This is a genomic window from Gordonia pseudamarae, from assembly GCF_025273675.1.
Taxonomy (GTDB): Bacteria; Actinomycetota; Actinomycetes; order Mycobacteriales; family Mycobacteriaceae; genus Gordonia; species Gordonia pseudamarae.
Map to the genome: position 1 here is coordinate 290,920 of NZ_CP045809.1, position 26,147 is coordinate 317,066.

20 protein-coding genes are annotated in these 26,147 nt (G+C 68.0%); 11 read left to right on the top strand and 9 right to left on the bottom strand.

Going from position 1 to position 26,147, the window contains the following annotated elements:
* The first annotated feature begins 40 nt into the window (after positions 1-40).
* The 3 genes from rnhA to GII31_RS01195 all read left to right on the top strand — a co-directional run bounded on the left by rnhA (position 41) and on the right by GII31_RS01195 (position 2,285).
* Positions 41-514, top strand: a complete 474-nt coding sequence (gene rnhA / locus GII31_RS01185) for a ribonuclease HI (RefSeq protein ID WP_213246034.1) — start codon at positions 41-43, stop codon at positions 512-514.
* A gap of 132 nt (positions 515-646) precedes the next feature.
* Positions 647-1,561, top strand: a complete 915-nt coding sequence (locus tag GII31_RS01190; protein WP_213246036.1) for a D-isomer specific 2-hydroxyacid dehydrogenase family protein — start codon at positions 647-649, stop codon at positions 1,559-1,561.
* Positions 1,562-1,604: 43 nt separating this feature from the next.
* The gene (locus GII31_RS01195) at positions 1,605-2,285 is read left to right on the top strand and encodes a hypothetical protein (protein ID WP_407649961.1); all 681 of its coding nucleotides are present in this window, start codon (positions 1,605-1,607) and stop codon (positions 2,283-2,285) included.
* Between the two features lie 133 nt (positions 2,286-2,418).
* Here the strand turns inward: GII31_RS01195 and GII31_RS01200 are convergent, their stop codons facing one another.
* From GII31_RS01200 to GII31_RS01220, 5 genes are all read right to left on the bottom strand, one after another.
* On the bottom strand, positions 2,419-4,335 hold the full coding sequence (locus GII31_RS01200; protein ID WP_213249647.1) for an ABC transporter ATP-binding protein: 1,917 nt from the start codon (positions 4,333-4,335) through the stop codon (positions 2,419-2,421).
* A 23-nt stretch (positions 4,336-4,358) separates the two neighbouring features.
* A complete protein-coding gene (locus tag GII31_RS01205; protein WP_260840233.1) occupies positions 4,359-6,092 on the bottom strand; it encodes an ABC transporter ATP-binding protein in 1,734 nt (577 codons plus the stop codon).
* A 116-nt stretch (positions 6,093-6,208) separates the two neighbouring features.
* The gene (locus GII31_RS01210) at positions 6,209-7,009 is read right to left on the bottom strand and encodes a family 1 encapsulin nanocompartment shell protein (protein ID WP_213246042.1); all 801 of its coding nucleotides are present in this window, start codon (positions 7,007-7,009) and stop codon (positions 6,209-6,211) included.
* A gap of 55 nt (positions 7,010-7,064) precedes the next feature.
* On the bottom strand, positions 7,065-8,072 hold the full coding sequence (locus GII31_RS01215; RefSeq protein WP_213246044.1) for a Dyp-type peroxidase: 1,008 nt from the start codon (positions 8,070-8,072) through the stop codon (positions 7,065-7,067).
* Positions 8,073-8,178: 106 nt separating this feature from the next.
* Positions 8,179-9,843 carry an FAD-binding dehydrogenase gene (locus GII31_RS01220; protein WP_213246046.1) on the bottom strand — a complete coding sequence of 555 codons (1,665 nt, stop codon included), beginning with the start codon at positions 9,841-9,843 and terminating at the stop codon, positions 8,179-8,181.
* Between the two features lie 329 nt (positions 9,844-10,172).
* Here GII31_RS01220 and GII31_RS01225 point away from each other — a divergent pair, with 329 nt between their 5' ends.
* Entirely contained in the window at positions 10,173-11,129 is a 957-nt protein-coding gene (locus GII31_RS01225) for an alpha/beta hydrolase (protein WP_213246048.1), read from the top strand.
* Between the two features lie 327 nt (positions 11,130-11,456).
* Here the strand turns inward: GII31_RS01225 and GII31_RS01230 are convergent, their stop codons facing one another.
* The 3 genes from GII31_RS01230 to GII31_RS01240 form a co-directional block, all read right to left on the bottom strand.
* Positions 11,457-12,815 carry a DUF3068 domain-containing protein gene (locus tag GII31_RS01230; protein ID WP_213246050.1) on the bottom strand — a complete coding sequence of 453 codons (1,359 nt, stop codon included), beginning with the start codon at positions 12,813-12,815 and terminating at the stop codon, positions 11,457-11,459.
* A gap of 140 nt (positions 12,816-12,955) precedes the next feature.
* Complete coding sequence (locus GII31_RS01235) at positions 12,956-13,324, bottom strand: ArsR/SmtB family transcription factor (RefSeq protein WP_213246052.1); 369 nt, start codon at positions 13,322-13,324, stop codon at positions 12,956-12,958.
* 23 nt (positions 13,325-13,347) lie between these two features.
* On the bottom strand, positions 13,348-14,619 hold the full coding sequence (locus GII31_RS01240; RefSeq protein WP_213246060.1) for an MFS transporter: 1,272 nt from the start codon (positions 14,617-14,619) through the stop codon (positions 13,348-13,350).
* A 126-nt stretch (positions 14,620-14,745) separates the two neighbouring features.
* On the opposite strand from GII31_RS01240, the gene GII31_RS01245 reads away from it, so the two are divergent.
* The 3 genes from GII31_RS01245 to GII31_RS22485 all read left to right on the top strand — a co-directional run bounded on the left by GII31_RS01245 (position 14,746) and on the right by GII31_RS22485 (position 19,052).
* On the top strand, positions 14,746-15,567 hold the full coding sequence (locus tag GII31_RS01245; RefSeq protein ID WP_213246062.1) for an alpha/beta fold hydrolase: 822 nt from the start codon (positions 14,746-14,748) through the stop codon (positions 15,565-15,567).
* A 96-nt stretch (positions 15,568-15,663) separates the two neighbouring features.
* Positions 15,664-17,331 carry an L-aspartate oxidase gene (nadB, locus tag GII31_RS01250; RefSeq protein WP_213246064.1) on the top strand — a complete coding sequence of 556 codons (1,668 nt, stop codon included), beginning with the start codon at positions 15,664-15,666 and terminating at the stop codon, positions 17,329-17,331.
* A gap of 155 nt (positions 17,332-17,486) precedes the next feature.
* Positions 17,487-19,052: a hypothetical protein gene (locus tag GII31_RS22485; protein WP_322973048.1), complete on the top strand. Its 1,566-nt coding sequence runs from the start codon at positions 17,487-17,489 to the stop codon at positions 19,050-19,052.
* A 98-nt stretch (positions 19,053-19,150) separates the two neighbouring features.
* On the opposite strand, the gene GII31_RS01260 is transcribed toward GII31_RS22485, so the two are convergent.
* The gene (locus GII31_RS01260) at positions 19,151-20,617 is read right to left on the bottom strand and encodes an FAD-binding protein (RefSeq protein WP_213246066.1); all 1,467 of its coding nucleotides are present in this window, start codon (positions 20,615-20,617) and stop codon (positions 19,151-19,153) included.
* Positions 20,618-20,930: 313 nt separating this feature from the next.
* Between GII31_RS01260 and GII31_RS01265 the strand changes: the two genes are divergently transcribed.
* The 4 genes from GII31_RS01265 (at position 20,931) to GII31_RS01280 (ending at position 26,069) form a co-directional block, all read left to right on the top strand.
* Entirely contained in the window at positions 20,931-22,013 is a 1,083-nt protein-coding gene (locus GII31_RS01265) for a Re/Si-specific NAD(P)(+) transhydrogenase subunit alpha (protein WP_213246068.1), read from the top strand.
* A complete protein-coding gene (locus tag GII31_RS01270; protein WP_005188973.1) occupies positions 22,013-22,318 on the top strand; it encodes an NAD(P) transhydrogenase subunit alpha in 306 nt (101 codons plus the stop codon). The genes GII31_RS01265 and GII31_RS01270 overlap by 1 nt, the downstream gene beginning before the upstream one ends.
* An 83-nt stretch (positions 22,319-22,401) precedes the next feature.
* Positions 22,402-23,871 carry an NAD(P)(+) transhydrogenase (Re/Si-specific) subunit beta gene (locus GII31_RS01275; RefSeq protein ID WP_407649963.1) on the top strand — a complete coding sequence of 490 codons (1,470 nt, stop codon included), beginning with the start codon at positions 22,402-22,404 and terminating at the stop codon, positions 23,869-23,871.
* Positions 23,872-23,963: 92 nt separating this feature from the next.
* Positions 23,964-26,069 (top strand): PI-PLC domain-containing protein, encoded by a 2,106-nt coding sequence (locus GII31_RS01280; RefSeq protein ID WP_260840234.1) that lies wholly within the window; start codon positions 23,964-23,966, stop codon positions 26,067-26,069.
* The last annotated feature ends 78 nt before the right edge of the window (positions 26,070-26,147 follow it).

A 26,147-nucleotide genomic window follows, 5' to 3' on the forward strand; every position in this document is an offset into this window, starting at 1 on the left:
GTTGGGTAACCTTCCAGTCGTGGCGAATGAACAGGGTCCAGTGGAGCCGTCGGCGACGTCGGCCGACGCGGCGTCGGGTGTTGTCGAAATCTCTACCGATGGTGCGTGTCTCGGTAATCCGGGGCCGGGTGGATGGGGTGTGATCATGCGCTGGCGCGGGCAGGAGAAGCGGCTGTCGGGGGCCGAGGAACACACCACCAACAACAAGATGGAATTAACCGCGGCGATCGAAGGTCTTGCGGCGCTGACGAGACCGTCTAGCGTTGTCCTCTACACCGACTCCAGCTATGTCCGTAACGGCATCATGCAGTGGGTGAAAGGCTGGCAGGCCAACGGCTGGCAGACCAAGGACCGCAAGCCGGTGAAGAACGCGGACCTGTGGCGCAAGCTGGTCGAGGAGGAAAAGCGTCACGATGTGACGTGGAAATGGGTGAAGGGACACAACGGCGATCACTACAACGAGATCGCCGACGACCTGGCGACCGGGGCCGCGCGGGAGATCGCGGGGCGGTGAGCTCGTGTTGCCGGTGGGGTGGGGCACGGGTTTCGGGGTTGGGTCACGGGGTTTCGAGGCTCATCGCCCAGCGGCTCTTCGCACCTCAACCAGCTAGGGGGTCGGGCGTGTGGTGGACGAAAGGTGACTGCGGTGAGTGATGTGACGGTGGCGATCGAACCCGAACACGACCCGCACCTGGTGGCGGCCGTCGAAGGGGCGGGCGGACGGGTCGTGCCCCTCGACCGGGCGCGGGTGCTGGTGTGGATCGGGGTGGGCCCGGCCGGGTTCCCGGAACTGCCCGACAGCATCGAATGGGTCGCGCTCAAGACCGCCGGCATCGAGGCGTTCCTCGCCGCCGGGGTGATCGACGACAAGCGCCGGTGGACCAACGCGTCCGGGTTCTACGCCGAAGGAGTGGCCGAACACGCGCTGGCGTTGTTGCTGGCCGGGCTGCGGCAGATCAACACCTCCGTGCTGCGGCACTGGGACAAGGACGCCATCGACACCGGGGTGCGGACGCTGCGCGGCGCGACGGTCGCCATCGTCGGCGCAGGCGGGATCGGCGCATCGCTGATCCCGCGGCTGACCGCCGGCGGGGCCTCGACGATCGCCGTCAACCGTTCCGGGCGACCCGTCGACGGGGCCGCGCTCACCCTGCCCACCGATCGGCTCGACGAGGTGTGGGGGCAGACCGATCACGTGGTGCTCGCCGCACCCTCCACGCCGGAGACCCGGCACCTGATCAACGAACGGTCCCTGGCCGCGCTGCCCGGGCACGCGTGGATCGTGAACGTGGCCCGCGGACCGCTCGTCGACCAGAAGGCGCTGTACAGGGCGTTGCGGGACGGGGTCATCGCCGGCGCGGCGCTGGATGTGACAGACCCCGAACCACCCTTGCCCGACGACCCGCTGTGGTCGCTGCCGAATGTCATCATCACCCCGCACATCGCCAACCCGGCGTCGGGGCTGACCCGGGAGATGGCGCCGTTCCTGGCCGAGAACGTGCGGCGCTTTGCCGCCGGTGGTGAGTTGATCGCACCGGTGACGCCCGACCGCAACTATTGACGGGCGCCACCACCACGTGTCGGGCCCGCGTTATGGTCGAATGGTGGGTCCGTTGTTCAGCTTCCTCTCCGGCTACTGGTGGTTGGTGTTTCCGCTCGCCGGGATCGTCGGCGGGTGGGCCAAGGCTGTCGCGGCATACGATGAACGGCGCCGCCGGGACAAGATCGAACTGGCCCGGATCGAGGCCGCGGCGGCGCAACGGGCCGTGCTGTCCTCCGGTCCGCCGGCCGCGCGGCAGGTGGCCAAGATCATGGCCATGCACGACAAGGTGGACGAGCGCTGGTTCGCCTACGAGATGGACCTGGCGACGCTGATCGACTACCCGATGCTCATCGACCTGCGCGAACCGCTCACCGAGGCATTCCACCGCGCCCGGGTCCGCGCCGGCACCCTGCGGCCCGCCGACGCCGCCGACGTCGACGACCCGGCGGACGCCGAACGCTACCGCAACGCCGTCGACGAGTACGTGGTCTCCTTCGACACGGCCGAACGTGAGGCGCGTCGGCGCCGGGACAGCGGGTTCACCGAGGCCGAACAGGGCTCACTGAACCGGGCGCGCAAGCTGGTGGCGACCGCCGACGACGACGGCGCCACCCCGGCCGAACGGCAGACCGCGTACAAGAAGCTCCGCGAAGAACTGCGCGGCATCATCGACGTCCCGACCGCCGCGGCCGAACATATCGAACGGTCTATCGCGCGGGCACTCGAACGCGGTCGGGACTGAGCCGCGAACCCGCCGCTGCGTGGTTCGGAGATCCGATTCCGACGCTGTACTTCATCTATCGGCAGGTGGACCATCTGACCCGACAATGCGGTCCGAGAACCCCGGAACCATCCGCCGAGTCTGTGGACGACAACTATTCGGCCTCGATGGCGCCGGCGAACTGACTGTTGTAGAGGCGGTAGTAGGCACCATGGGAGTCCAGCAGCTGCCGGTGTGACCCCTGTTCGACGATATGGCCGTCCTCCATCACCACGATGATGTCGGCATCGCGGATGGTCGACAGACGGTGGGCGATCACGAAACTGGTGCGGTCGGCGCGCAACCGGGCCATCGCCTTCTGAATGAGCAGTTCGGTGCGGGTGTCGACTGAACTGGTGGCCTCATCGAGAATCAGGACGGTTGGCTTGGCCAGGAAGGCACGGGCAATCGTGATGAGCTGGCGCTCACCGGCACTCACGCCGCCGCCCTCGTCGTCCAGGACGGTGTCGTAGCCGTCGGGCAGATGACGCACGAACGCGTCGACGTGACTTTCGACGGCGGCCTCGATGACCTCTGCGCGGGACGCGGTGGGGTCGCCGTAGGCGATGTTGTCGTAGATGGTGCCGCCGAACAGCCACGAATCCTGCAACACCATGCCGGTGCGTTCGCGCAGATCGGCGCGGGTCATCAAGCGCGAGTCGACGCCGTCGACACTGATCGTGCCGCTGTCGACGTCATAGAAGCGCATGATCAGGTTGACCAGGGTGGTCTTTCCGGCGCCGGTGGGGCCGACGATCGCCACCATCTGTCCGGGCCGTGCCACCAGCGACAGGTTCTCGATCAACGGCTTGCTCTCCACATATCGGAACGAGACGTCATCGAATTCGATCAGTCCGTGATCATCGAGCGGGGACCGCGGCTCGACCGGGTCGGCGGTTTCCTCGGTGGCGTCGAGAATATCGAAGATGCGCTCGGCCGAGGCCACCCCGCTCTGCAGTAGATTGACCATCGACCCGATCTGGGTGAGTGGCTGGGAGAACTGACGCGAATACTGGATGAACGCCTGCACCTCACCAAGACTCAGCGACCCCGACGCCACCCGCAGACCGCCGACGACGGCCACGGCCACATAGTTGAGATTGCCCAGGAACATAATCACCGGCATCGTGATGCCCGAGATGAACTGGGCGCGCCAGCTCGACTCGTACAGCTTCTGGTTGCGTTCGCCGAAAACCTGCTCCACCTCGCGTTGGCGGCCGAACGCCTTCACCAGTTCGTGGCCGGTGAACGCTTCCTCCACCTGTGCGTTCAGTTTGCCCGTCGAACCCCACTGCGCGATGAAATGCGGTTTGGAGTTCTTGGCGATGATCGCCGTCGCACCGATCGCCAGCGGTACCGTGACGATCGCGATGAGCGCAAGCAGCGGCGAGATGGTCAGCATCATGACCAGCAGCGCGATGACGGTCAACACCGAGTTGAGCAACTGCGAGATGGTCTGCTGCATGCTCTGCGACAAGTTGTCCAGATCGTTGGTGACGCGGCTGAGCAGATCTCCGCGTGGCTGGGAATCGTAATAGCGCAACGGGAGTCGATGAATCTTGGCCTCGACGTCGGCTCGCAGCCGTCGGATCGTGGCCACCACGACGATATTGAGTAGATAGGACGCCAGCCAGGCCAGCGTCATCGACACGACGTACAGGGCCAGCACGACCAGCAGAACACGGCCCACGTCACCGAAATCGATTCCGACACCCGGGGTCACATCCATCGACGACACCATGTCGGCGAACGTGTCCTGTCCCTTCTCGCGCAGTTCGGCCACCGCCTCGGCCTTGCTTCGGCCGACCGGCAGTAACTTGCCGATGACCCCGTTGAATACCAGGTCGGTGGCGTGGCCGAGCACCCGCGGTGCGATCGCCAGCACGATCACCGACGCCGTCAGCGACAGCAGGATGGTGGGCATCAGCACCCGATAGCCCGACAGCAACCGTACGATCCGCTTGATCGACGGGCCGAACGACCGTGCCTTGTCGCCCGGCGCGCCCATCGGCATCATCCCGGGTCTGCGCATCGGTTCAGATCGCTGGGGTCCGGTCATGACACATCCTCCACGGCGCGTTGCGATTCGGCGATCTCGGCGTAGGTGGGACAGCCGGCGATCAGCTGGTCGTGCGTCCCGATGCCGGTGATCCGGCCGTGCTCCAGCACGACGATCTGATCGGCTGAGGTGATTGTCGAAATACGCTGTGCCACCACGATAACCGCTGCATCGCGGGTGACCGGTGCCAGCGCCGCACGCAGTTTGGCGTCGGTGGTCAGGTCGAGTGCCGAGAAAGAGTCGTCGAACAGGTAGATCGACGGCCGGCGGATCAGTGCGCGGGCGATCGCCAGACGCTGGCGCTGACCGCCCGAGACGGTGGTGCCGCCCTGCGCGACCGGGGTGTCGATACCCTGCGGCATCGCCGCCACGAAATCGGCGGCCTGCGCGATCCGCAGCGCCTCCCAGATCTCCTCGTCGGTGGCGTCGGCCTTGCCGTAGCGCAGGTTGCTCGCGACCGTTCCGGAGAACAGGTACGGCCGCTGCGGCACCAGCCCGATCACCTCCCGCAACCTGTCGGGGTCGAGCAGGCGCACATCCGTGTCGCCGACGGACACCGAGCCGTCGGTGACGTCGATGAGCCTCGGGATAAGGCTGAGCAGAGTGGTCTTGCCGGAGCCTGTGGATCCGACGATCGCGGTGATGGTGCCGGGCGTGATGCGGAAGGAGATACCGCTGAGCACCGGTGAGTCGGCGCCCGGGTAGCGGAACTCGGCGCCGGAGAACTCCACGTTCGCCGGGTCGGCGGTGAAGCCGACGGGTTCGTCGGGGGCGTGCACCGATGACTCGGTGTCGAGAACCTCCAGGATGCGTTCGGCGCACACCGACGCGCGCGGGGCCATCATCGCCAGGAACGAGGCCATCATCACCGACATCATGATCTGCATGACGTACGAGATCATCGCGGTCAGCGACCCGATCTCCAGGGCGCCGTCATCGATGCGGTGCCCGCCGATCCAGATGATCGCGACGATGGTGGTGTTGGAGATCAGCAGGATCACCGGGAACATCAACGCCATCATTTTGCCCACGCGCAGGGTGGCCGCCGACAGCTCGTCGTTGGCGACGCCGAACCGGTCGGTCTCGTAGGTTTCGCGGACGAAGGCGCGCACCACCCGGATGCCGGTGATCTGCTCACGCAACACCTGATTGATGGAGTCGAGCCGTTCCTGCATGGCCCGGAAACCCGGCACCATCTTGCTGATCAGCACCGCCATCGCCCCGCCCAGGATGGGTACCGCCACCACCAGCACCCAGGCCAGACCCGAGGCCACGTGCACACCCATCACGATGCCGCCCACACACATGATGGGCGCCGACACCAGGATCGCCGTCGCCATCACCATCAGCATCTGCACCTGCTGGACATCGTTGGTGGTGCGGGTGATCAGCGACGGGGCCCCGAACCGGCCCACCTCACGTGCCGAGAAGCCGTCGACGGTATGCAACAGATCGTGCCGGATGTTGCGGCCGATCCCGAGGGAACCACGTGCGCCGAAGAACTGCGCGGCGATCGTGGTGACCACCTGCAACACCGTGACGCCGAGCATGATGACGCCGACCCGCAGGATGTAGCCGGTGTCGCCGGCGGCCACCCCGTCGTCGATGATGTCGGCGTTGAGCGTGGGCAAGTACAGCATCGCGCCCGTCGCGACGAACTGGAGCAGCACGACGGCGACGAGATGACGCCGGTAGGGCGGCAGATACGTGCGGACGAGTCGGATCAACATGGGCGGCAGGCCTGGGTCACCAGACAACGCTAGCAACCGGCTCGGACGTTCGGCGAGGAAAATAGGGCGCGAACGGATTTCGCGCCGGAAATGCCGGGCGTCGAAGTCTCCGACCGCTACGCGATGGTGAGTGGGATGACGGCCTCCGGAGTGTAGGTGAGGAAGGTGAACGACTCCTGGAAGTACAGGTTCACCGAATCACCGTCGTGGGAGTCGTAGCCGATCGACACGTCCTGACCGATGGTCAGCTCGAAATCGCCGCCCCGGGTGCTGATGAGGAAAGCGCCGGTGATGGCGGGCGCCCACACGATCTCGCCGTCGAGGATACGGGCGATGTGCTGGCGGATCGGGTAGCCGTGGTTGGAGGTCTCGGCGACCTGTGAGTACAGGTCCGCCGACAGGGCCAGTGAATACGGGCCGTCGACGGATTCGAGCCGAAGCTGGTTCAGCGCCTGGCTGACCGCCTCCGGATAGTCACGCACATCGGCGGGCAGCGCCGTGGCGTGCGAGGCCGCCTGCGAGCGGATACCGGTGATCCCGGCCGCGGCGTAGCCCTCGAAGATCGCCCGGTCCTCGGCGAGCGCGAGCTGTGCCGCCGCGTCGCGCACCGGATCCCAATCCGAATCCTTGGCGCCGCGATCGACATTGTCGATGGCCTCACGGGTCACCGCGAACGGCACCTTGAGTTCGACGAGTGGCTGCGTCTGCCGCAGGAACGCGGAGATGCCGTCGGCGGGGGAGTCGATCTTGGCGCGACTGCCCAGGGTCACCGACGCGGTGTCCAGGCCGAGGGGACCGTTCACATCGACCAGACGCCGTCCCGCGCTGTTGCGTTTGAACGACCGGGTGGCCTCGTCCTCGATTTCCTTCCACGCGCTTTCGGAAATGGGGGCGAGTTCGCGATGCAGGTTGTTCATGTGCTTCTCCTTCTCTGGCGTGCTCCGGTCGGGTGGGGTCGGGCCCCGGGTGCTGTCAACGCAGGGAACCGATACCCAGCGAACCGTTCGCGGGTTCGGACACCGGCGGCTGCGGGTCGGCGTCGGTCCCGGGCAGCGGGGGCGGGTCGCCGAGAAACTCGACGGTCGGGGCGTAGAACTGCGTACCCGTCACCGCGGTGGTGAAATCCAGCAGTCTGTCGTGGTTTCCGGGGGGGTCGCCCAAGAACATGTTGCGCAGCATGCGTTCGGTGATGTCGGGCGTCGACGAGTAGGCGATGAAGAATGTGCCCGACTCGCCGGTGCCCGAAACATTGCCGTACGGCATGTTGTCGCGAACGATGTCGAGTTCGGTGCCGTTCTCGTCGGTGACCACATTCAGTGCGATATGCGAGTTGGTCGGTTTCACCTCGTCGGACATCTCGACGTTGTCGGACTTGGTGCGCCCGATCGCCGCCTCCTGCGCGGAGGTACTCAACGCCCGCCAGGCCTTGAGATCGTGCACATATCGCTGAATCGCCACGTAACTGCCGCCCGCGCAGCCATCGTCGTCATCGGCGGTGATGGTGTCGACGGCGTCCTGGCCGGTGGGATTCTCGGTGCCGTCGACGAAGCCGATGAGATCGCGCAGATCGAAATAGCGGAAGCCGTGCACCTCGTCGAGGACGGTGATCGCATCACCGAGCGCACCGGTGATCAGCCTGCCCACCTCGTAGCACTGGTCCATCTGGTCGGCCTTGATATGGAACAGCAGATCACCCGGTGTGGACGGCGCGGCGTGCACCGGTCCGGCGAGCGGTACGAACGGGTGCAGCGAGGCCGGGCGCGGCCCGTCGAACAACCGGTCCCAGGCGTCCGAACCGATCCCGACGATCGCGGCCAGTGCCGCCTCGGGCGCGCGCGAGGACACCGCACTGGTCAGACCCGACACCTCGGGCAGAAAGTCATGGACGGTCTGCTCGGCTCCGTCGGTGATGGTGGCGACCAGGAAGATAGCAGCCTTGGTCTTTCGAGTCAGGATTGTCTGCGGTGTGGCCACGGGCATTAACGTTAGTGCGTCGCGTCGGGTGTTGCCATGAAGGCACGCCTGCCCTTCCCCGGTGAACGTCGTGACAGCCCGGTGACTGTGACAGCCGGTGGATGCGGCAGGTTCAGCCCCGGGCGGCGGCCCGTCCCGCGGCCCGGCCCGAGAAGATGCAGCCGCCCAGGAACGTTCCCTCCAGCGCGTTGTAGCCGTGCACGCCGCCGCCGCCGAAACCGGCGACCTCGCCGGCCGCGTACAGCCCGTCGAACGGCGTTCCGTCCGGGCGCATCACGGCCGAGTCGAGGTTTGTTTCCAAGCCGCCCAGCGTCTTGCGGGTCAGGATGTTCAGCCGCACCGCGATCAGCGGGCCGTGCGCCGGATCGAGCAGCTTGTGCGGCTTGGCCACCCGCACCACCCGGTCACCGACGTACTGGCGCGCGTTGGTTATCGCCATGATCTGCGCGTCCTTGGTGAACTTGTTGTCGATCTGCGCATCACGCGCGGAGATGACCCGTTCGATGTGCGCCAGATCGAGCGCCGGACCGCGGGCGATCCTGTTCATCCCGGCCACCAGCGTCGGCAGGTCGTCGGCGACCACGAAATCGTCGCCGTGCCTGGTGAAGGCGTCGACCGGCCCCGGTGCGCCCTTGGACAGGCGGCTGCGCGCCGCGATCTTCAGATTCTTACTGGTGAAATCGGGATTCTGTTCGGATCCCGAAAGCATGAACTCTTTTTCCACAATGCTCTGGGTGAGGACGAACCAGGAATAGTCGTAGCCGGTTTTCAGGATTTCGCGCATCGTCGAATTGGTATCGAAACCGGGAAAATTGGGGGCCGCGAGCCGATTGCCGTTCGCGTCGAGCCACAACGAGGACGGACCGGGGATGATCCGGATCGCGTGATCGGGCCAGATCGGATCCCAATTGTGGATGCCTTCGGTGTAGTGCCACATGCGGTCACGATTCACCAGGCCCGCGCCGGCCGCCTCGGCGATTCCGAGCATCCGTCCGTCGACGTAGGCGGGCACACCCGAGATCATGTGCTCGGGCGCCTTGCCGAGACGTTCGGTGGGCCAGTTCTTGCGGATCAGGTCGTGGTTGTGGCCGATGCCGCCGGTCGTGACGATCACGGCGCCGGCGCGCACCTCGAAGTCGCCGGTGACCTCACGGTCGGAGGCCTTGCCACGTTCGAGATCGTCACACGCGGACAGGGCGGCGCCCCGGACGCCGACCGCGACACCGTCCTCGACGATCAGCTCGTCGACCCGGTGCCGGAACCGGAACTGCACCAGACCGCGCTTCTCCGCCTCGAGCACCGGCTCGGCGAAGATCCGCACCACCTCGGGTCCGGTACCCCAGGTGAGGTGGAAGCGGGGCACGGAGTTGCCGTGGCCGTCGGCGAAACCGCCCCCGCGTTCGGCCCAGCCCACCACCGGGACGAACCGCAGGCCCAGATCGTGCAGATACTGCCGCTTGTCGCCGGCGGCGAACTCCACGTACGCACGGGCCCACTGCCGCGGCCAGTAGTCCTCGTCCTCGCGGTCGAACCCGGCCGAACCCATCCAGTCCTGCAGCGCCAGCTCGGCCGAGTCGCTGATCCCCAGACGGCGCTGCTCAGGACTGTCCACCAGGAACAGCCCGCCGAGCGACCAGAATGCCTGACCGCCGAGATTGTTGCGGTTCTCCTGGTCGACGACGATCACCCTGCGGCCGGCCCTGGTCAGCTCGTACGTGGCGACCAGACCGGCCAGGCCGGATCCGACGACCACGGCGTCGGCGTGCTGCTGCGTCAAGGACACTCCTCTTCCACGCGTGCGTGTGCTTTCGTTCTCCGGGCATCCGTTCTCCGGGCATCCGGCGAGATTCACGACAGACATTACCCGTCGGTTGTGGTGTCCGACACAGCTGACGCCGTAGACGGTGAAACCCGGCACACACGGAGAATCGCCGAATTCACCGATGAGAACTGTGACATTTCCAGGCTCGATCCCTTTGCTGAGCTGTTATTGACCCGTTACAGTGTCATGCGATGGACTGGGCGACCTCATCGACGAGGTCGGCCGGTCGAAATACACCGTCGTCGAGCGAGGCCCGCGAGGCCACAATCGTTAGGAACCTGTACATGTTCAAGCGCGTTCGCAAACGCCTTGTGGCCGGTGTTGTCGCCGCGGTCGCACTCACCAGCGGTGCGGTGGTGGCCACCGCGCCCGAAGCCACCGCCGCCGGTACCACCGAGTACGTCTATTCGGCCTCGATGGGACGCAACGTGCCCGTCCGCATCATCAGCGGCGGAGGCGGGGCGGCCAAGCCCACGCTGTACCTGCTCGACGGACTGCGCGCCCCCGCCAACAACAGCGGCTGGCTGATCAACACCAACGTCGACAGCTTCATGGTCGGCAAGGGCGTCAACGTCGCCATCCCGTTCGGCGGCGGTGGCTCGTTCTACACCGACTGGCAGAAGACCGACCCCAAGCTCGGCAAGAACAAGTGGGAGACCTTCCTCACCCGCGAGCTGCCCGGCTACATGAAGCGCAAGTACAACAGTGACAACCGGCGCAACGCCGTCGCCGGTCTCTCGATGTCCGGTACCGCCGCGCTCAATCTCGCCTCGCGCCACCCCCGCTTCTACAAGGCCGTCGCGTCCTACAGTGGTTACCCGACAGTCACCATGCCCGGGTTCAACCAGGGCATCCAGGTGTCGGTGATGGAGATGGGCGGCGATCCCAGCAACATGTGGGGTACCGCGCCGTTCGGCGCCTGGACCGCCAATGACCCGTTCCTGACCGCCAACAACCTCGCCGGCAAGTACGTGTACGTCTCCTCGGGCAGCGGTGTCGGCAACCGGAACGCGGCCCTCGTGCCCGGCAGCGCCAATTTCGACGCCGTCAAGTTCGCGCAGATGGTTCCGCTGGAGGTCGCCGCCTCCACCAGCAGCCGCCTCTACATCGCCCGCCTGGCCGCGGTGCCCGGCGTCAAGCTCAAGACCCACATCTCGCCCGACGGCGGACACTGGTGGGACTACTGGCAGGACCGGTTCAAGGAGTCCTGGTACACCACCTTCAAGCCCGCGCTGTTCTGAGCTGAAACAACGGTAACCACAGGAGCCGGTGACCTCATGGTCACCGGCTCCTGTGTATTCGGGGGAGAATGACCCGCCCGGGGTGCGCCGCTGCCCGGGGTGCCCCGGGCCGGGTGCAAACGATGAGAAGGACACGACTCACCGCTCGCCGGACCCCACCGGCCGGGCCGTCGTCGGGGATGGGCGCCCACCTCGCCGCGGTGGTGTCCGTACCGTCGGGACTCACAGCAGCCGCGCGCACGATCGAGCGGTCCGGGCGGCGGGCGCGGACAGCACTGTGCCCCCACGGTTCGCCGTGGGGGCACAGTGCTTGTTCGAAGAACCCGGCTACCGCTTGCGGAGGGGATCGTCAGGTCCGTCACCTTCGTCGAGGTGGGGGATCTGCTCTGTCGGACGGTCCCACGGGCCGACCCCGGCCGTGGGTGCGTCGTCGCGGGGCAGGACCGTCGTGGAGCTGTCGGGCGAGGACTGCGCGGGTGCCGACCACGAGCCGGCGGCGGCCGGGGCCTCGTAGTCGTAGGCGCTGCCGTCGTCGGACGGTCCGTCGGCCTCGGCGCGGCGGCTACGCAGGAACAGCCACAGCCAGGCCAGGATCAGCAGCGCACCGATGATGCCGAGGATCAGCGGCAACCAGACCTTGGCCAGGGTGAGCAGACCCTTGTAGTGGTCGGCCTTGTCGACCTGCCGGGCGACGGTGCTGTCCGCCCACTTGAAGGTGCCCTTGAGCGCGTGCAGCTTGTAATCGCGGATCGCGGCCGGCATCGATTCGCTCTGATCGGGGGAGCGGTAGTACTGCTCCTGATCTTCCTTGCCGTCGACGATGGTGCCGGTGGTGGGTTCGACGAATACGTGCCGGGTGGCCTTGGCATAGCGGTGCATGGTCACCGAGTCGGTCGGCCTGATGCCGGTGCCGGTGATGCCCCACCAGCTGGCCGGCTGGCTCAGCATGGTGCCGAGTGCGGCCTCACCCTGCGGGTTGGGCAGTTCGGACAGGTCGGTCTCGGGAACCTCGCTGACGAATTCGTACACCTTCAGACCCTTGATGGTGGTCTCGCCGACGAACTCGGCGGGGTTGTCGGTGCGGGTGTTGCTGTCGAAGTACAGGTAGGGACGCTTCTGAACGTTGAATCCGAACTTGTACTGGAAGCCCTGACGGGGCACGTCGACCGACACATCCTCGAGGTTGCCGCCCTCGGGCAGCGCGTCGAACTGGATGGAGTGGACCTTGCCGTCGGGGACGGAGGTCTTGCGGTTGACGGAGACGCGGTCGATGGTGGCGCTGAGCAGACCGTCGTTGCAGGTCCGCTGCTCACCGATCGCCGCGAACGACAGATCGGTCTCGTTGCCGTCGGCATCGCGGACCCGGTCGATCCGAACCGTCTGTGCGGACTGCACGGTGGCGCGCGTCTTGCTGGACGGGTCGATGATCACCGATCGCCGCTGCTGCGTCAGATGGGCGTCGAGCTGACGCGCCCGCTGCTCGCTCAGCGAGCAGCGGTCGAGGACGACTGCGGGGAAGCGGTCGCCGGTTCCGCCGTCCGCGGATACCGTCGTGGCGTCGGAGGTGATGTCCAGGTCCAGTGGCACCACGCGGAGCTGCGACACCAGGACGGTTGGGATGAGGATCGCCGCGGTGATGAAGGCGAAGCCGAACAGAGCCAGCAGCGCCGGCCAGATACGTCTCATTCGTGACTCCTGTGGTTGCACATTTCGGTGATACCCTAACCCGCCCCGCTGTCCGGATTGCACGTACGGTGCCGGGTTCGGCGGTTTTTCTCGCGGGATTTGTGTCCGGGACCCGTCCGGCGGCGTGTCGTCGGCGTTTTTCAGTCGTGTCCGGGTTCTCCGGTGATCCGATGGTCGGCGTGGTTGAGGCCTTCGCGGACCAGTCGTGCGATGTGGCCGTCGCGGATGCGGTACACCACCCGGCGTCCCTCCCGGCGGGTGTCGACGAGCCCGGTGAAGCGGAGCTTGGCCAGGTGCTGACTGACCGCGGTACGTGATGCGCCGACTGCTTCGGTGAGCGCGGAGACATCGGATTCGCCGTCGGTGAGGTGCCAGAGCAGTCCGAGCCGGGTGGGATCGGCGAGCATCGCGAACACCTCGGTGGCCGCCTGCAGGTGTTCGGTGTCGGGTTCGACGCGATGGTGCAGGCTGGCGTCGGGTGTGTGGTCGGCGGTGCCCGGGCCGCTCACGTGCCGCCCCTGTCGTCGGTTGGTCAGATCGGTGTGTTCACCCTAGCGGGTGCGGGCGCGCGGCGGTGGGCGGATGGGGCAGGGGCGCGGCCGGCGGGAGCGTGCCATGTGAGCGCCGCCGCGGTCAGGCCGACCACGGCGACGGCGAACAGGACCGCGGGGCCGCCCGCGCCGAGGGTGGCGGTCGCACCGGCGATCGGATAGGTGAGCAGGAAAGCGGCGTGCGACGCGGAGAATTGGGCGGTGAACACGTCGTCGGCGGTGCGGGTATCGGTGTGGTCGGCGATCAGGCGCGGCGCGGACGTATTCATCAGCGACGTGCCGACGCCGGCGACGAACCAGGCGACCGACAGACCCGGGTAGCCGAGGCCGGTGAGGTGCGTGACGGTGGTGAGAACGAGCGATCCGCACGCCGCGAGTGCGCCGGCCAGTGCCGTCGCGCGCGGTGACAGGCGACGGCTGACGATCGGCAGCGCCAGCGCGGTGCACAGCGACCCGATACCGCAGGCGGCGAGCAGGGCGGCGAGGGCGGTGGCGCCCATGCCGAGTTCGGTGTGGACGTAGACCACCGAGTACACCATCACCGGTGCGGTGGCGGCGGCGCAACACAGATTGATCGCGATCAGGCCACGGAAAGTGCTCTGTGACAGCATGATCCGCAGTCCGGAGGTTGCCCGTCGGTGGAACGGCGCGGGGGTGTCGGGGGCAGCCGGTGGCGCGGTGCCGCGCAATGGGCCGCGAACCGAGCCGACGAGCAGTGCCGAGGCGGCGAATCCTGTTGCGGCGATGAGGAACAGGCCCGGCGGCGCGACCACGAACAACAGTGCGGCCGCCAGTGCCGGGGAGGCGAGCGCCTCGAGATCGTAGGCGATGCGGGAGGCCGCGACCGCCCCGGTGTAGTCGTCGCGGTCGTCGAGGACGGCGGGGATCGTCGCGGTGAAGACAGGGGTGAAGGTGGCCGAGGCGGTCTGCAGGGCGAAGACGAGGACATAGATCTGCCAGACGTCGGTCACCAGCGGCAGCAGCGCGACCATCAGCAGCCGGACGATATCGGCGCCGACGAGGACCGTGGTGCGCGGCAGGCGTTCGCAGGCGGCGCGCATCACCGGTGCCATCGCGACGTAGGCGACCATCTTGATGGTGAGCGCGGTGCCGAGAACCGCGCCCGCGTTGTCGTCGGCGAGTCGGGCGGCGAGTAGTGCGAGTGCCACCGTGAGCAGTCCGGAGCCGAGTAGGGACGACACCTGTGCGGCGTAGAGGCGCCGGAAGACCGGATTGTTCGGCAGGAACACCATGGCCGAAAGTATGCCTTATGTGCGCATCTGCGCACCTATGATGTATGACACGATTCCGCATCCGACGGGTGAGCAGCATTCGGGCGGCCGCAGATCCTGCCTGATCTTGTGAGATATTGCGTCCCTATGGATCAACGAGGTACACCGAGCCGCCCGGCCGCATCCGGTGCGGGGTTCGTCCACACACCGGTCAGGGGTGCGCGACTGGCATGGACGGAGGCCGGCTGCGGGCCGCCGGTGATCTGGGCGCACGGTCTGACCTCGCGGGCGTACGCGCAGGAGGAGGCCGGATTGTTCGACTGGACTCCACTCGAGTCCGGTCACCGGTTGATCCGGTACGACGCCCGCGGGCACGGCCTGTCGTCGGGCGGGGCCGACCCGGCCGAGTACACCTGGCCACAGCTCGCCGAGGACCTGCTCGGCCTGCTCGATGCGGTCGTACCCGGTGAGCCGGTGGCCGGGGTCGGCGCGTCGATGGGGGCGGCGACGCTGCTGTATGCCGCGCTGGCGGACCCGGACCGGTTCGGCAGGCTGGTGTTGGTGACGCCGCCGACGATGTGGGCCACGCGCGCGGAGCAGTCGGCCGGACGTCTGGCCGCCGCCGACTTCGCCGAGCGGTCGGGCCGGGCGGCGCTGGAGGCCATCGCCGGTGGTATGCCCTCGTCCGCGCTTGCGGGGGTGGCCGGGGCCGCGCCGCCCATCGAGGTGTCCGATGCGCTGTTGCCGTCGGTGCTGCGCGGCGCCGCGCACTCGGATGCGCCGGCCGCCACGGACCTGGCCCGCATCGGGGTGCCGACGCTGGTGCTGAGCTGGACCGGCGACCCGGGACATCCGGTGGGCAGCGGCGAGGCGCTCGTCCGGTGCCTGCCCGATGCGGTGCTGTATGTGGCCGGGACGCCGCGGGAACTGGCCGGCTGGCCCGATCTGGTGCGCCGCTTCCTCGCCTGACCTGACCGGATCGGATCGGATCGGATCGGGCACTGTCGGACCGTGGGCACGCGGAGTAAGGTTTTCGACTGTAAGTCGAAAACCTGAGGAGGTCCGATGACGGACAGTGCCGATCGCGCCGACTTCGTCGTCGTCGGGGCCGGGATCGCGGGGCTGACCGCCGCGATCCGGGCGGCCGAGGCCGGATGCCGTGTCGTCGTCCTCAACAAGGGGCCGAGCTGGTGCGCAGATCGCGCCGAGCAGTCGACGTCCACGTTCTACGCGCAGGGCGGCGTCGCCGTCGTCACCGGCGGCGACCCGGCCGATCCCGGTGACCCCGCGGACTCGGTCGACCTGCACCTGTCCGACACACTGGCCGCGGGCGCCGGTCTGGCCGACGCGGCATCGGCGCGGCCGATCCTGGCCGACGGGTACGACGCGGTGTGGGGGTTGATGGCCTGGGGGGCGGAATTCGATCGCACCGCCGACGGGCTGCTCTCCCGCACCCGTGAAGGCGGTCATTCGGTGCGCCGCATCATCCATGCCGGCGGGGATGCCACCGGCGCCGCCATCCAGCGGGCGCTCGGGGCGCGGGTGACCCGCCCGGCCGACGGCTCGCAGATCGATGTGCGCGACGAGGCGATCGCCACCGGGGTGGTCGTCGCGGACGGACGTGCGGTGGGTGTGCGCTACCTACGCGGCGGCGTCGAGCACGCCGTGTACGCGCCGACGATCCTGCTCGCCACCGGCGGCGCCGGACATCTCTACGCGGCCACGACCAACCCGGCCGGGGCCACCGCCGATGGCATCGCGCTGGCCCTGCGCGCCGGCGCCCACGTCGCCGACCTCGAATTCATCCAGTTCCATCCGACGATGCTCTATCTCGGTCCGGGCGGTGCCGCCCGGGGACGGCGCACCCTGATCAGTGAGGCCGTGCGCGGTGAGGGCGGCAGGCTCGTCGACGTCGACGGCCGGTCGGTCACCGACGGGGTGCACCCGCTCGGGGATCTGGCACCGCGGGACGTGGTCGCCAACGCGGTCCGGGCCGCGATCGTGCGGACCGGACATCCGTGCGTCTATCTCGACGTCACCGCGGTGCGCGGTGCGACGGGTGGTTTCGAGTCCCGGTTCCCGACCGTCACGGCGGGCCTGGTGGCCTCCGGTGTCGACCCGTCATCGGGCCGGATTCCCGTGGTGCCCGGCGCCCACTATCTGTGTGGCGGTGTGGTCACCGACGCGTCCGGCGCCACCGGTGTGCCGGGACTGCTCGCGGCCGGCGAGGTCGCCCGCACCGGTCTGCACGGCGGCAACCGGCTGGCATCCAACAGCCTGCTCGAAGGGCTCGTGGTGGGTCGGCGGGCGGCGGCCCTGGCGGTCTCGCGCCGGGACCTGCCGATATCCGACGGGTATGCCGGAGCGGTGTCCGACGGGTCGGTGCCGCGGGTCCTCGATCGCACCGTTCTGCAGGACACGATGACCACCCATGTCGCGCTCGGCCGGGACGCCGCGGGGCTCGGGGCCGCCGCCGGCATCCTCGACGGCGCGCCCCGCTCGGCCGGGCCGCTCGGCATCCGCCACGTGGAGGACGCGGCGCTGACGCTGACCGCCCGCGCGGTGATCGCCGCGGCGGCCGCGCGCACCGAGACCCGGGGGTCGCACGTGCGTCTGGACCACCCCGGAACCGCACCCGACGCGGTGTCGCACGCCTTCCGGCTCGACGGCGACGAGCTGGTGCCCGCGGACCTCGTGCCGGGAGCGGTCGCCGGGCTGGTCGCGCATCGCTAGGAGGGTCGGTGCCCGCCACGACTTGCCGAGGCCGAGTGGTGGCGACTACACCACGGTGTCCATAGACTGACCCGTGATCCATGTGATCGGGTCGCCGGTGGGCGGGGGAGACCCGAGGATCGGTGTTGGGGTCAGTGTGGTGATGGGAGCTCTTGATGAACGGTGCCGGTTGCTGGTCGACGGTCGTGTGCACCCCCGAAGAGCGAGCCCGGCTCGGCCTGACCAATGACCTGCAGTGGCTGGTGCATTGCCGCCTGGCCGTCGGGCATTCGGGCAACCACGCCACCGACGCGAGCGATCATCCGCGCGCGGACCGCAGACTGTGGCTGGAGTGGAACGATTTCGACACGCAGGCGCAATCGTTGATCGAGCGCAATCCGTGCAGTGTGCAATCCCCATCGGGGGCCCAGTGCCTGTTCTTCGAGGCCCATGGCGGTCCGCACTTCTATGCCACCGGCAACGGGCACGCGCCGACGGCGATCGCTGCCGCGTCGGGCGGCGGACAGGTGGGCGCGGGGCCGACCACCGGCGGCCCGCTCGGCAGCGGGTCTGCGCCGGGCGCCGCGCTGCGGCCCCCCGAAGCACGGTCCCCCGAGGCACGGTCCACCGGGTCGCATCCCGCCGAGTCGCATCCGATCGAGGGTTACCGTGGCGGCCGACGCTCCACCAACAAGGAGCCGCCCACCGTCGAAGGAGCCTCGATGGACGGACTTGACCGCAGGCGTCACCAGCTGTCGGAGGGCCGGATGGACCGCAGGCCTTCGCAGCCCCAGCCGCCCGCTCCACAACCTCAGGGCCACCGGTCCCAGGGGCCCCAACCCCCGGGACAGCAGGGCCGTCCGCCGCGCCCGCCGCAGACCGGTGGGATGCCAAGGACCGGTGGAACGCCCCCGCAGGGGATCGGACCGGGACCGCGTCAGGTGCCGCCGCAGCCGGGTCGCACCGTGTCCGGGCCACCGTCGGGTGCGATGGATCGCCGCCCCCAACAGGCCGCACCCCACCAGGAGCAAGCAGGGCATCAGACCGGCTCGCGGCAGGCAGCCCCTCAGCAGACGGGGCCGCACCGGATCGGTCCACAGCAAACCGGATCGCAGCCGTCGGGTGCGCGTCCGGTGCCGCCGCACATCACCGGTCACCAGACACATGCGCATCAGCAGAACGCATATCAGACCGGTGCGCATCCCGTCGCGCCGCAGGTGCCGCGTCCACAGTCCGGTCCGCCGACCACTGCCCAGAACAGCACGGGGGCCCAGAACAGCACGGGGGCCCAGTCGACGGCGACGGGGCAGCACGCACGCCGGTCCGCGGACACCTCCGACGGGTTCGGCTTCCCGGAATCCGATGCGCAGTTCAGTGGCGGAATCAGTCGTCGAGGCGGTCGGCGGCGTGCTCCGGAGACCGAGGACCGGGCGCCCCGCACCGTGACCCCGGCCCAAACGTCGGCGCCCGCCCAATCGTCGGCGCCCGCCCAGGCTGCGGTACCCACCCAGCCGCCCGTGTCCGCCCAGCCGCCCGTGTCCGCCCAGCCGCAGGTCCCGGTCATGTCCGCTGCGCCGGCCCCGCCCGAGGTGGCGGTGACGGCGCTGGCACGCGTGGTCTCCGACGCGCAGACGGTGGTGCGGTCCGACCAGATATCGAATGTCGAGGCCGTCAGCGACGCCCTCGACGAGGTCGCCGCCGCGCTGTCCAAACTGGCCGCGGCCATGCGGGGTCAGCGGTAGCACCCGCAGGGTCGTCCGGCCCGGTCGGCGGTACTCGGACACACCACCGCCCGGCTCCCTGACGGGACCGGGCGGTGGTGTGTCGGTGTGTCGTGCTGTCAGTCGGTGGCGGCCGCGGCGGCGTGCCGTCCCGCGCGGCGGCCGAAGTACGATCCCTCGCCGAGTTGCGTTCCGCTGGCGTAGTTCTTGCCGTTCTCGGCGATGTTCGAGGCGCAGGCCCCGGCGGCGTACAGTCCCTCGATCACCGAGCCGTCGGCGCGCCGCACCCGACCGTCGACGGTGGTGGCCATGCCGCCCATCGTAAAGCCGGCGTACATCGCCTTTCCGAGGCTCAGATTGTATGCGGCCCAAGGTCCTTGGGTGAGCGGTGCGAGATACTCCGGCGCCTTGTGGAAGTCGGGGTCCTCCCCGTTCGCGGCGTGCTCGTTGTATCGCTCGATGGTGTCGCGGAGCCTGCCCTCGGGAATGCCGAGTCCGGCCTCCATTTCCTCGATGGTTTCCCAACCGTCGATCAGCGGCACCAGGTAGTTCTTCTCCGGATTCATGTGGGTTTCGTCGATGACGAGATATCCGACGGACTCCGGTTGTTCCAGAACGAAGGCCGATGTCCGCGAATGATAGGAATCCTCGGCGACGAACCGGTCACCGTTCTTGTTCACGAGCACACCCATGACCATGCTGGCGGGCGGATAGATGGGTGCGGTGACGAACGCCTGGTCCATGCCGCGCAGTTGCGCACCCACCGAGACCCCCATGCGCAGGCCGAGGCCGTCGTCGTAGGTGGTGCCCAAGGGGTAGGGCTTCTCGGCCATCTGAGGAACGTTCTCGGCGATCATCGCCGAGTTGGAGACGAATCCGCCGGCGGTGATGATCACCGATCCGGCGCGGATGAAACCGGAGCCGTCCGGGGACTTCCACGCCACCCCGGCGACCCGGCCGTCGGGGTCCACCACCAGTTGCCGGGCGCCGGTCTCGTAGCGAACCTCGACGCTGAGTTCGGCCAGTCTCTTGACCAGCAGTCCGATCACCAGTGACGCGCCTCCGGTATCGCCGGGTACCGGGACCTTGTGTCCTCGGGGTGCGGGGGCGGCGATGTCGCGGAACGGCCACACCTTTTCGTTGCCCGTGTACATCAGGCCCTGGGTCTGGGGCTGGATGATGGCCTTGTCGGGGAAGTAGCTGCGTTCGAAGCTGAACCCCAGAGCTTCGAGCCAGTTGAAGTGATCGACGCTGTCGCGGCAGTACAAGTGGATCTTCTCCGGGTCGGGGTCGGCCGACACGGCGTTGAGGTACTTCTCCATCTCTTCCGCGGAGTCCGCGTGCCCGGTCGCCGCCTGGACGGCGGTGCCGCCGCCGAGGTAGAAGTGTCCGCCGGCGAGTGAGGTGGTGCCACCGGCGACGGCCGCGCGTTCGAGGACGAGGACGCGGGCGCCGTGGCTCGCCGCTTCGACGGCGGCGCACCCGCCGGCCATGCCTAGCCCGACGACCAGCACGTCGACCTCGTCGGTGAACTGTGGGACGTCGGCGAGGGCGACGGTCCGGGGAATCTCTGTACTGCCTGCCATGCCGTAGAGCGTAACGTGAAACTAGAACATGTTCTAGAACTAATTCTGGACAGCTGTCCGGCCCACACGATCGGCGGGCGCGGAAGTCGGGCGAAGGGTGCTTATCGCCCCGAGTCAAGGAAAAGTGAGCAACCTTACCACTTTGTCTTGCGGCACTTAGGCCATGCTATGTTCTTGGCTAGTTTTGTGACCGGGACGACACCACCCTTTTTCGTTGTCCCGCGCATCGGTTGTCGATGCGATCGCCGGGATGTGAACCAGCGGCGATGGTGAATCAGGCGACGAATGTGAATCCAGACAAGGTGAAAGAAACATGAGCGTGGGTGTCGTGCGCGAAACGGCCGACGGGGAGCGCCGCGTGGCGCTGGTCCCCAAGGTGGTCGCTTCGCTCGTAGGCAAGGGCGTCGACGTCATCGTCGAGTCCGGAGCCGGGATCGATGCGTTGATCCCGGACAGTCAGTATGTCGAGGCGGGGGCCACCATCGGTGACCCGTATTCGGCCGATGTCGTGCTGCGGGTCGCCCCGCCGGCCGACGACGAGATCGCGAAGCTGCGCAGCGGACAGAAGCTGATCGGCTTCCTGGCACCGCGCAACACGGACAACAAGATCGGTGCGCTCAAGGCGGCCGGTGTCGAAGCATATGCGGTCGAGGCCATCCCGCGTATCTCCCGCGCGCAGGTGATGGACGCGCTCAGCTCCCAGGGCAACGTCTCGGGCTACAAGTCCGTCATCCTGGCGGCCGAGGAATCCACCCGGTTCTTCCCGATGCTCACCACGGCCGCGGGCACCGTCAAGCCGGCCACCGTGCTGGTCCTCGGTGTGGGTGTGGCCGGACTGCAGGCCCTGGCCACCGCCAAGCGCCTCGGTGCCCGCACCACCGGCTACGACGTGCGCCCCGAGGTGGCCGAGCAGGTCCGTTCGGTGGGTGCGCAGTGGCTCGACCTCGGTATCGAGGCCGCCGGTGAGGGCGGCTACGCCCGCGAACTCACCGACTCCGAACGCGCTCAGCAGCAGCAGGCGCTCGAAGACGCCATCAAGGGCTTCGACGTCGTCATCACCACCGCGCTCGTGCCGGGCCGTCCCGCACCGCGCCTGGTGACCGCCGCCGCCGTCGAGGGAATGAAGGCCGGCAGTGTCGTCATCGACCTCGCCGGCGAGACCGGTGGCAACTGCGAACTGACCGAGCCCGGGCAGACCGTCGTCAAGCACGATGTCACCATCGCCTCGCCGCTCAACCTGCCGGCCACGATGCCCGAGCATTCGAGCGAGCTGTACTCGAAGAACCTGCTGGCACTGATCGAGCTGATGCTCGGCGAGGACGGCGTCATCACCCCCGATTTCGACGACGAGGTGCTCGCCGCGGCGTGTGTCACCCGTGAGGAGGCCTCCGCCTGATGTACACCGGGCTTCTGGCGAATCTCGCGATCCTGGTCCTGGCCGGGTTCGTCGGGTTCGCCGTCATCTCCAAGGTTCCCAACACCCTGCACACCCCGCTGATGTCGGGCACCAACGCCATCCACGGCATCGTCGTGCTCGGCGCTCTCGTGGTGCTCGGCCAGCTCCCGGCCGACGCCGGCTGGGGTGTGCGCATCATCGCGTTCGTCGCGCTGGTGTTCGGCACGCTCAACGTGATCGGCGGCTTCGCCGTCACCGACCGCATGCTCGGCATGTTCAAGGGTAAGAAGGAGGCCGCCAAGTGATCGACGTACTCCTGGCGCAGGGCTCGGAGCTGGGTGCCGGCTTCGGCACGCACGAACCCAACGAGGGTGTCACCTATCTGGTGATGGCGCTGTACATCGCCGCCTTCTCCTTGTTCATCTACGGTCTGATGGGGCTGACCGGCCCCAAGACCGCCGTCCGCGGCAACTGGATCGCGGCAGTCGGTATGGGTCTGGCCGTTGCCGCGACCCTGCTGTTCGTCTGGAATCAGGGCGCGGTCGCCGAAGCCGGCGGCCACGGTCGTGACGACGTTCCCGCGATCAACTGGATCCTCATCGCCATCGGCCTGATCGTCGGCGTCGCGCTGGGCATCCCGCCCGCCCTCAAGACCAAGATGACGGCGATGCCGCAGCTGGTCGCGCTGTTCAACGGCGTGGGTGGCGGTACCGTCGCGCTCATCGCATGGGCCGAGTTCATCGAGACCGACGGCTTCAAGGAGTTCCACGGTGTGGAGCCCGCCTCGCCGATGGTGGTCGGTTCGCTGATCGCCGCGGTCATCGGTTCGATCTCGTTCTGGGGTTCTCTGGTGGCATTCACCAAGCTCCAGGAGATCATGCCGAAGGGACTGGAGAAGTTCTCCGTCGGCAACGCCAAGCTGTTCCAGCTGGCCAACATCATCCTGCTGATCGTCTCGCTCGGCCTCGCCGTGTTCATGGGCGTCAAGGCCGCCTCCGGTGACGGTTCGGCCGTCTGGTGGATGGTCGGCCTGCTGATCGCCGCCGGTGTGATGGGTCTGTTCGTGGTGCTGCCGATCGGCGGCGCCGACATGCCCGTCGTCATCTCGCTGCTCAACGCCATGACCGGTCTGTCCGCCGCGGCCGCCGGTATCGCCCTCGACAACACCGCGCTCATCGTGGCCGGCATGATCGTCGGCGCGTCCGGTTCGATCCTGACCAACCTGATGGCCAAGGCGATGAACCGGTCGATCCCGGCCATCGTGTTCGGCTCGTTCGGTGCCGGTCCCGACGGTGCCGCCGGCGGACCCGCCGGTGCTGCCGGCGGCCCGGTCAAGGCGACCTCCGCCGCCGATGCCGCGATCCAGATGGCGTACGCCAATCAGGTGATCGTGGTGCCCGGCTACGGTCTGGCCGTCGCCCAGGCGCAGCACGCCGTCAAGGAGATGGCCGCGCTGCTCGAGGCCAAGGGTGTCGAGGTCAAGTACGCCATTCACCCGGTCGCCGGTCGTATGCCCGGGCATATGAACGTGCTGTTGGCCGAGGCCGATGTCGCCTACGACGCGATGAAGGAGATGGACGACATCAACGGCGAGTTCAGCCGTACCGATGTGGCCATCGTGATCGGCGCGAACGACGTCACCAACCCGGCGGCGCGCAACGATCCGAGTTCGCCGATCCACGGCATGCCGATCCTCAATGTCGACGAGGCCCGCTCGGTGATCGTGCTCAAGCGCGGTATGAGCTCGGGTTACGCCGGTATCGAGAACCCGCTGTTCTTCGGCGAGCGCACTTCGATGCTGTTCGGTGACGCCAAGAAGTCCGTCGACAGCGTCATCGAGGAACTCAAGGCGCTGTAAGCCGTTCGCCACGAAACCCCACCGATCCCCTCGGCGCGACAACCGTCGCGAGACCGCGAGGACCGGTGGGGTTTGTGCGTGTAGGTGATTGAATGGGCAGCATGCGCGAGGTCGGGTCCGGGATACTGTTCGTTCTCGGCACCGCGTGCCTGGTGCTGGGCCTGTTCGCGGGGCTGCTGAACCGGGAGGTGATCGACTCCGAGCGGTTTGCCGGGCACGTCGATTCGGTGCGGCAGGATCCCGACGTCGCGCGGGTCCTGGGGCTGGAGGTGTCCAACAGGTTGCTGGATGCGGCACCCGACCTGGTGGCGCTGCGGCCGCTGGTGGAGTCGGTGTCGTCGACGGTCATCTCCTCGCCCGCCGCCGGTGCGGTGGTGCGTTCGGCGGCGGTGCCGTTGCACCGGGCGATCACCACCGGCGACACGGCGTTGCCCATCCTGCGGATCGCCGACATCGGCGCTGTCGCCATCGCCGCGCTCAAGACCGTCGCCCCCGATGCCGCCGCCAAACTGCCCGACGACATGGATGTCACGCTGTCGCAGATCGGGGCCTCGGACTTCGACACCAAGATCGTGTCGGTGGTGCACTGGGTGCGGATAGCGGCCTGGGCGCTGCCGATACTGGCCGTGCTGCTGCTGGCCGGGGCGGCGCTGTTGCGCGAACGTACCTGGGCGCAGGTGTCGCGCACGTTCGGGCGTTCGTTTCTGTGGCTGGGCGGGATCGTCGTCGGGGTGATCCTGGGGGCGACGCTCGCCTCCGTGCTCATCCCGACCGACGACATCAAGGGCGCGCTCACGGTGGCGGCCTGGCACGAGATCGACGGCAGGTTGTGGATCGTCGCGGCGCTGGCGCTGGTCGTGGGGTTGCTCGGGCATGCGATGGGCGGCATCCGGTCGGTTCCCACCACCAGGGACCAATGGCTCGACCTGTGGCACTGGCTGGTCCGTCCGCGCCGGGCCACCCGCACGGCGCTGGCGGCCCGTGGTGCGCTGATCGTCGTCGTCGGCATTCTCACGGTGCTGCGTCCACTGGCGGTGCTGGCGGTGCTCGGCAGTGCGGCGGGGCTGGCGCTGGTCGGTTGGGGCGGACGCGATCTGATCGCCGCGGCGATCAGTTGGCTGCGTTCGGCGGAGAAGAAGCTGCATCTGGAGAAGGTGACCGCTCCGCTGGCCGCGCTGGTGGTGGTGGCACTGGTGATCTCGTCGGTGGCGTACCTGGCTTGGCCCAAGGCCAGGGACATGGCCACGGTGGCGCAGAATGGAAGTGATCCGAAGGCCTGCAACGGGTATCGCGAACTGTGCGACCGCCGCTACAACGATGTTGCTTATCCGGCGACGCACAACTCGATGTCGGCCTCCGACGGTGACGGCTGGTTCATCGGTGAGCAACCCACCGGCGTGATGGGTCAGTTGCGCGACGGTGTGCGGGTATTCCTCATCGATAGCTGGTACGGGCAGATGTCGAGTCGTCCACCGACGGTGGCCAATACGGAGTCGAGTCGGGCGGAGGCGCTGGCCGCGGCGGAGAAAACCTACGGTGCCGATGTGGTGCGCAGCGCACTGCGGGTGCGCGACTCGTTGGACCTGGAACCGGTGGGTGCGGTGAAACCGTATCTGTGCCACGAACTCTGCGAACTCGGCTCCACCGAGTGGCTGCCGCTGATGGTGCGAGTCAAGGAATGGATGCGCGATCATCCGCGCGAGGTGGTCACGTTCATGGTGCAGGACCAGGTGACCCCCGAGGATGTGGAGTCCCTGCTGACATCGGCCGGCATGTACGACATGCTGTATACCCCGACGCCGGGCGGGCCGTGGCCCACGCTCGGGGAGATGATCGATTCGGGCCGGCGGCTGGTGTGGATTCACGAGAACACCGGCGGCGGCACCGCGCGACCGTGGGTGCTGCCGTCGGACACCTGGGTGCAGGAGACGCCGTACGAGTTCACGAAGATCGCCGACTTCACCTGCCGCCCCAACCGCGGTGCCGTCGACGCTCCGCTGTTGTTGATCAACCATTGGCTGAGCAATTTCGCCACTCGCATCCGCGACGCCCGCACCGTCAATTCGTCGGCCGTGCTGGGTACGCGGCTGGCGGCGTGCCGCACCGAACGCGGGCAGATGCCCAACTTCGTGGCGGTCAACAACTATGCGATCGGCGACCTGTTCACCGAGGTGGACAAGCTCAACGGCCTCGGCTGACCGTCCCGGCGACCGGTCACCGGTGTCGCGCGCCGTAGCCTGGACGGGACGTCGACGAGCCGGACGGGACGTCGATGA